Genomic DNA, 5,685 nt, shown 5'->3' with positions numbered 1-5,685 from the left:
GCCGCGGCACGCGGAGACCCGACCCGGAAATTTGAAACAGCCCCCGGGACGTTAATAAGTACTCACGGGCGCGAAGCGCCTATCGGGGCCGCGTGCTTTCCGCGCTCGGACGCGGCGGCGTCGCGCGCTGCCCGCTCGGTGGCGGCCGCTTCGATGGCGATCGCGTGATCCACCGCGTGCGGCGCGATGCCAAGGTTGTCCAGCGTGTCCCACAGACTCGACAGGGCAGCCTTCGGGTCGAGGTAGTACTCCGACTCGCGGACGCGCCAGAACGTCCAGCCGCACCGTTTGAGTTCCTGTTCGCGTTCGAGGTCCGCGATCCGCTGTTCCGGGGTGGTCGAGAACGCGTCGCCGTCGCATTCGACGGCGAGTCTCATGGTGCCGCCGGTGACGACGAGGTCGATGCGCCGATTGTTCACCTCGACTTGGGAATTGACGTGGTAGCCGCGGTCGGCGATGTCGTTGAACACCCGCTGCTCGAGCAGATTGTCGAACGGCGGGATCCGGACGTCGCGGTCGACGTCCTGCGGCATGGGGTCGGCCGGTGCCGGCGACGTCGACATCATGTAGCTGAGCAGGGAGTTGCGCAGGTCGGCCCGCTTCAGTTCGTCGACGGTCACGGAGTGGAACAGCCACAGCTGGTCCTGTGCGCGTGACGCCGCGACGTTGAACCGTCGCTTGTACTGGTTCGCCGTCAGTGGTGCGAAGTTCTGCTCGGGTCCCACCACCATCGACAGGAAGACGACGCTCCGTTCGTCGCCCTGGAAGTCGGGCGGCGTCCCGACCCGCAGTCGCCGCTGCTCCCACTGTTCGATGCCGATGCGCTTGACGAGCTCGGTTCGGATGGCGTCGACCTGGGACTGTCCCTGCAGCACCACGATTCCGAACGTCTTGCCGTCGTAGCGGGGGTCGACGAGGCATTCGATGAGCTGGTCGACGAGGGCGGCGGCCTCGACGTGGTTGGTCAGCGTCGCGTCCTTGCCCGCCACGGTGGCGTCGGATACGTACGTATGTTTCAGTGGCGGAAGCCGGTCCGCGCCGAATTGCCGCACCGGGACGAGCGGCAGTTCGCCGTAGAATTGGGTGCTCGACCAGTTGATGATCTCGGGCATCGAGCGGAAGTGCTCGCGGAGCCGGACCACCTGCCCGAAGCTGGTGCGCAGGATCGAGAACAGGCTCGACCGCGGCGTGAGTGTGGCCTGGACGTACTCCGGAAGGTCCGGCAGGTAGGCGTCGAGCCGGGTGAACACGTCGTCGAGGGTGCCGGTGGTGGGGATGTCGGCGGGTGCGCACTGTTTGTCGTCTCCGACGACGATCACCCGCGGCGCCAGCCACAGCAGGAACAGGTTGGTGATGTCGGCTTGGCTCGCCTCGTCGACGATGACGACGTCGAAGCTGCCCGGTACGGGCGGGATCGACGCGAGCACCTGCTGCAGCGGCATCACCCACGCGGGCACCGCGCCCTGCGCCTCGCCCATCGCGGATCGTGCTGCGCTGCGGTACTTCTCGGCATACTTACCGGCACCTGCGCCGATGCTCGAAATGTGTTCGCGGTACGTCTGCAACGCCCGCACCTGATCCGCCGTCAGATGTTCGAGGCAGTCGCGCCAGGCGGTGGCCGCCGCGAGCCGCGCCGTCAGATGCGCGAGATCCGCGTCGACGGCGTTGAGTTCGGCTTCCAGTTCCTGCTCACGACCGGCACGATGCTGCTCGGTGACCCATTGGCGGGCACGGCGCCACGCCCACGCCTCCGACATCTGCCAGCTCATCTCGTCCCACTCGGTGAGCGCCGCCGTCCTGCGCACCAATTCGTACAGTGCCGGGGCGACGGGTGAGAGTTTGTCGGACAGTTCGTCGAACAGCCGCTGATCCTGCTGTTCGACGCGGGCGATCGCGTAGCGGCTGAGGGCATCCGAGAGGGCCGTGTTGTCGGCCTGATCGAGCGCGGCCACCAGGGCGGTGCCTTCCGGTGACGGTCCCGCGTCGACCTCGGTGGAGACGGTCGAGACGATGGCGTCGAGTTCCGCACGGGCACTGTCCACGTCGGCACGCGTGGTGATCGCCTCTGCGGCCCCGGCCACCGCGACGGCGTCCGCGAGAGTACGGATCCGCGGCGCGTTCGGGGACAGCGCGAACAGTTCGCGGGCCAGCGCGTCGCGGGCGACGAGGAGGGCGCGCACCCGGGCCACCCGGCCGACGATCATGTTGAGGCTGTCGACCTGGACGGCACGGGAACCGTTCATGTCCACCGGAATCCGGAGATCCGCCAGCAGGGTGGCGGCGGTCTGCGCGGCGTCGTGGGCGCGCAGGTGCTCGGTCACGAGCCGCACCGTGGCGGCGGTCGTGGCGGGTGCGCCGTCGACGGTGGCATCGAGGCCAAGTTCTTCGACGGCCTTCTGCTCTTCGCTGCGACGGAAACGTGCCTTCCACTCGACGGCACCGGATTCCATCGCGACGGCGAGTGCACCGACCGCCTGCAGTGCGGGTCGGGTCATGACGGCGCACTGGACGTCGTGCGCACCGATGTAGCGGTCGGCGGCCGCGGCCGCCTCGACGATCGCGGGCAGAGCGTCCAGCCGACCCCACAGGTGCGTCGCCCGGCCGGAGAGGACCGTGTCGGCGAGGCTCTGGAACTGACCGTCGAGATCGAGCACGTCGTGAGCGCGCGCCTGCAGTTCCTTGCAGTGCCGGCGAACGGTGTACGCGGTCTCGGGGTCCACGCCCCCGAGGACCTCGAGCAGATGCGCCGACTGCGGGGTGTCGATGGGGACGCTGGTCGACGCCCGCGAGCAGAGCCGTTCGAGTTCGGCCCGGTTGGGCAGCAGCGAGTCGAGCGCGGGAAGCGTCTGACGGGACCGCTGCGCCCGTTCGGGGGACGCCGTCACCGACAGCCGGCGCAGCGTCTCGACCTCGGTGCCGGTGAGGGGCGGCTGCTCGCTCAGCAGCGGACCGGGAAGCCACTCGAAGGCGTCCTGCAGGCCCATGACCTTGCGGACGATGGTGGCGGCGGTGCCCTCGTAGCCGTCCGCGACAGCGTCGTGGAGGTAGGTCTCGGACTCGCGCAGCGCCTTCACCTGCTCGAGCACGACGGCCCGCTTCTGCACGGCCTCGTCCCGCTGGGCGCGGAGATCGGCGATCTTCTGGCCCTCGCTGTGCGGGTTGAACGACGACTTCCGTTCGGCGATCGTCGCGACGCTGCGGGTGAGCTCGTCGGAGCCGCCGCGGGAGAGGTCGGTGATGGAGACGCACAGTTCCTGCATCTCGGGTGGGAGCTTGTCCCTCAGCACCCGGAGCGCCTGCGCCTTCTCGCTCGTGACGAGTACCCGCTGGCCGCGCGCGAGCAGCGCTGACACCAGGTTGGCGATCGTGTGGGTCTTGCCCGTGCCGGGCGGGCCCTCGACCACCACTCCGCTGTCGCCGCCGAGCCGCTCGATGATCTGCGACTGCTCGGCGTTGGCCGGGAGCGGGAAGAGCGGGTCTTCGGCGAGCGTCGACGAGGTGGCGGCGCCGGTGCGCTCGAGCCACGACAGCCGGTCTGCCGGTTCGATCGCCTCGACCAGCTGCGCGAGCCCGAGGGGAACGGTCGCGCCGTCGCGTTCGAGGTGGGAGATCATCTGCTCGTAATATTCGACCAGGGCGAACGCACTGCGCTTCCGCAGGACCAGGGCCGGTGACAGGGTGAGGGTGCCGTCGGCGTCGGCGTCGGGTGGCCGGACGCCGTCCCGCACCGTGACAGGCGTCATCAGCGACTTCGGTGCCCACTCCGCGAGCAGTGCGCGAACGCCGTCGCTCAGCGGCGACGCGGCCGTGTCCTGCAGTTGCTTCTGCAGCGGCATCGCGTGCGCGCTGTCGTAAATGTCCAGTCCGGTGAACAGCTGGGAGTCCTCGAGCCGGGGCTGGGAGCCCGCGATCAGCCGCACCAGCAGGTCGCCGGTCCGGGGGTCGCGGTGGATGCTCGCGGACTGGGTGACCAGGTGGGTCTGGACGCCGTCGACCGGACCGGCGCCCGCCAGGGTCAGCAGGCCGGACGCGAGAACGAGTTCGATCGACTCGGGGCGGGCGTTCAGCTCCTGCAGCATCCGCTGCAACGACTGGTACAGATCGGCGTGCGGGCGACGCTCCCGGTCGGCCTTCGCCCACGCCTGCCAGCGCGGCACGTAGGCGTCGAACGCCTGCCGGACGTCGTACGCGCGACGCACGTCGTATTCCTCGTCGGAGTCCTCTGCGTAGGCGTCGGACGCGTTCAGTTCCAGATCGGAACGCGAGCTGTCGGAGCGGGCCGACGCGTCCACCCAGCCGGCCAGGACCGCGGGTAGTTCCGGCGGATCCTCGACGCCGATGAGGGGCACACGCAGGACGATGTCACCCTGCGCGGCGTCGGAATCGAGTTGGATCGTCCGGCCGTCCTGATGCAGCCATTCGACCTGTTCGTGCTGGTCGACGCGGAGAACCGGCTTCGTGCGAGCCCTGACGATCTCGCGCAGGAACTGCAGCAGGCGCTGGACGCGGCCTGCGAGCTCGGCGTCGTTTTCGGGACTCGACAATGTAAACCTCTGCGAATTCTCGGTGATGACGTGCGCTTGCCCCCGCCGTGCACACTATCGGGTCGAGGGGGTGAAGTTCGAGGCGTCATCCCCTGGCAGAGGGACTGGACGGTCGCTCGAGCTGCCGATCGGACCTCGATGCGTACCGGTCGGTCTCCACTGTTCACCCGGGCCGGCGGTGAAGTCCCCGGCCTGTCGCGGAGTTCGGGACGGAACGGCAGCAGCGCCGGGATGTGGTCGTGGAAACGTGGGTCGAGCGCGCGGACGGCGGCGGCAGACGCCGATCCCGAGGAGGACGCGGACGGTCAGCGTCCGCCACGTCGCAGGGTCACGCGGTAGGTGTAGTGCTCGGGCAGGAAGTAGCTGACCGCCAACTCGACGGTCCGCCCTTCCGAATCGGAATAGAGGCGGTCCACCCGCAGCATCGAATGGCCTTCGGGGCAGCCGAGTTCGCGGGCCACGTCCGCGGGGGCGGGCGCGACCGTGATCGATTGGGCCGCCTCGATGATGGGGCTGCGCAGGTGCGGCTCCAGCAGACCGATGATCGTGTACGCACTGACGGCGCCCTCGGACATCTCGGGTGCGTCGACGACGAGCCGGGCGATCTCGTCGGGAAGGTACACGGTGGTCAGTACGAACGGGGTGTCGTCGTGGCGGCGCCGGAACACGACCGTGTGGACGAGGTCGGTGTCGAGGCGGAGCCTGCTCGCGGCCTCGATGTCGACCCGGCGGCGCAGCGGCGAGACCACCTCCATGGTGGTGTCGGTGGACAGATTCATCAGATCCTCGATCGACCCCAGCTGACGCAGGTATCGGCCGTCGGACTCGGCTGCGAACGTCCCGCGGCCCGGGACCCGGTAGACGATGCCCTCGGCTACCAGGTCCTGGAATGCGCGTCGCACGGTCTGCCGGCTCACGCCGTGCTGTTCCGCGAGCTCGAATTCGGTGGGGAGCTTGAGGCCGCCGCGGTACTTGCCCGCGGCTATGTGTTCACGGAGCTGCTTCGACACCAGCTGGTACGCCGGCTCCGTCTCTCGTTCTCGTTCCCTACCGTTCATCGCGCACCGATCCTACGTGCAGGTTGCCGGACTACAGACCGCCCCGCGACACGAGTTGCGAGACGATGACGTTGCGCTGGATC

The 5,685-nt window shown here is 69.0% G+C and carries 2 protein-coding genes; both read right to left on the bottom strand.

Annotated elements, in window-relative coordinates:
- Positions 1-62: 62 nt before the first annotated feature.
- Positions 63-4,544 carry an AAA domain-containing protein gene (locus AZG88_RS28835; RefSeq protein ID WP_061699847.1) on the bottom strand — a complete coding sequence of 1,494 codons (4,482 nt, stop codon included), beginning with the start codon at positions 4,542-4,544 and terminating at the stop codon, positions 63-65.
- A 305-nt stretch (positions 4,545-4,849) separates the two neighbouring features.
- Positions 4,850-5,602, bottom strand: a complete 753-nt coding sequence (locus tag AZG88_RS28830; protein ID WP_005250759.1) for a GntR family transcriptional regulator — start codon at positions 5,600-5,602, stop codon at positions 4,850-4,852.
- Positions 5,603-5,685 lie beyond the last annotated feature (83 nt).

This window comes from Rhodococcus sp. LB1 (genome assembly GCF_001583455.1).
GTDB classification, from domain to species: Bacteria; Actinomycetota; Actinomycetes; order Mycobacteriales; family Mycobacteriaceae; genus Rhodococcus_F; species Rhodococcus_F opacus.
The sequence above is the reverse complement of the archived record's forward strand: the minus strand, read 5'-3'. Positions and strand labels throughout refer to the sequence as shown.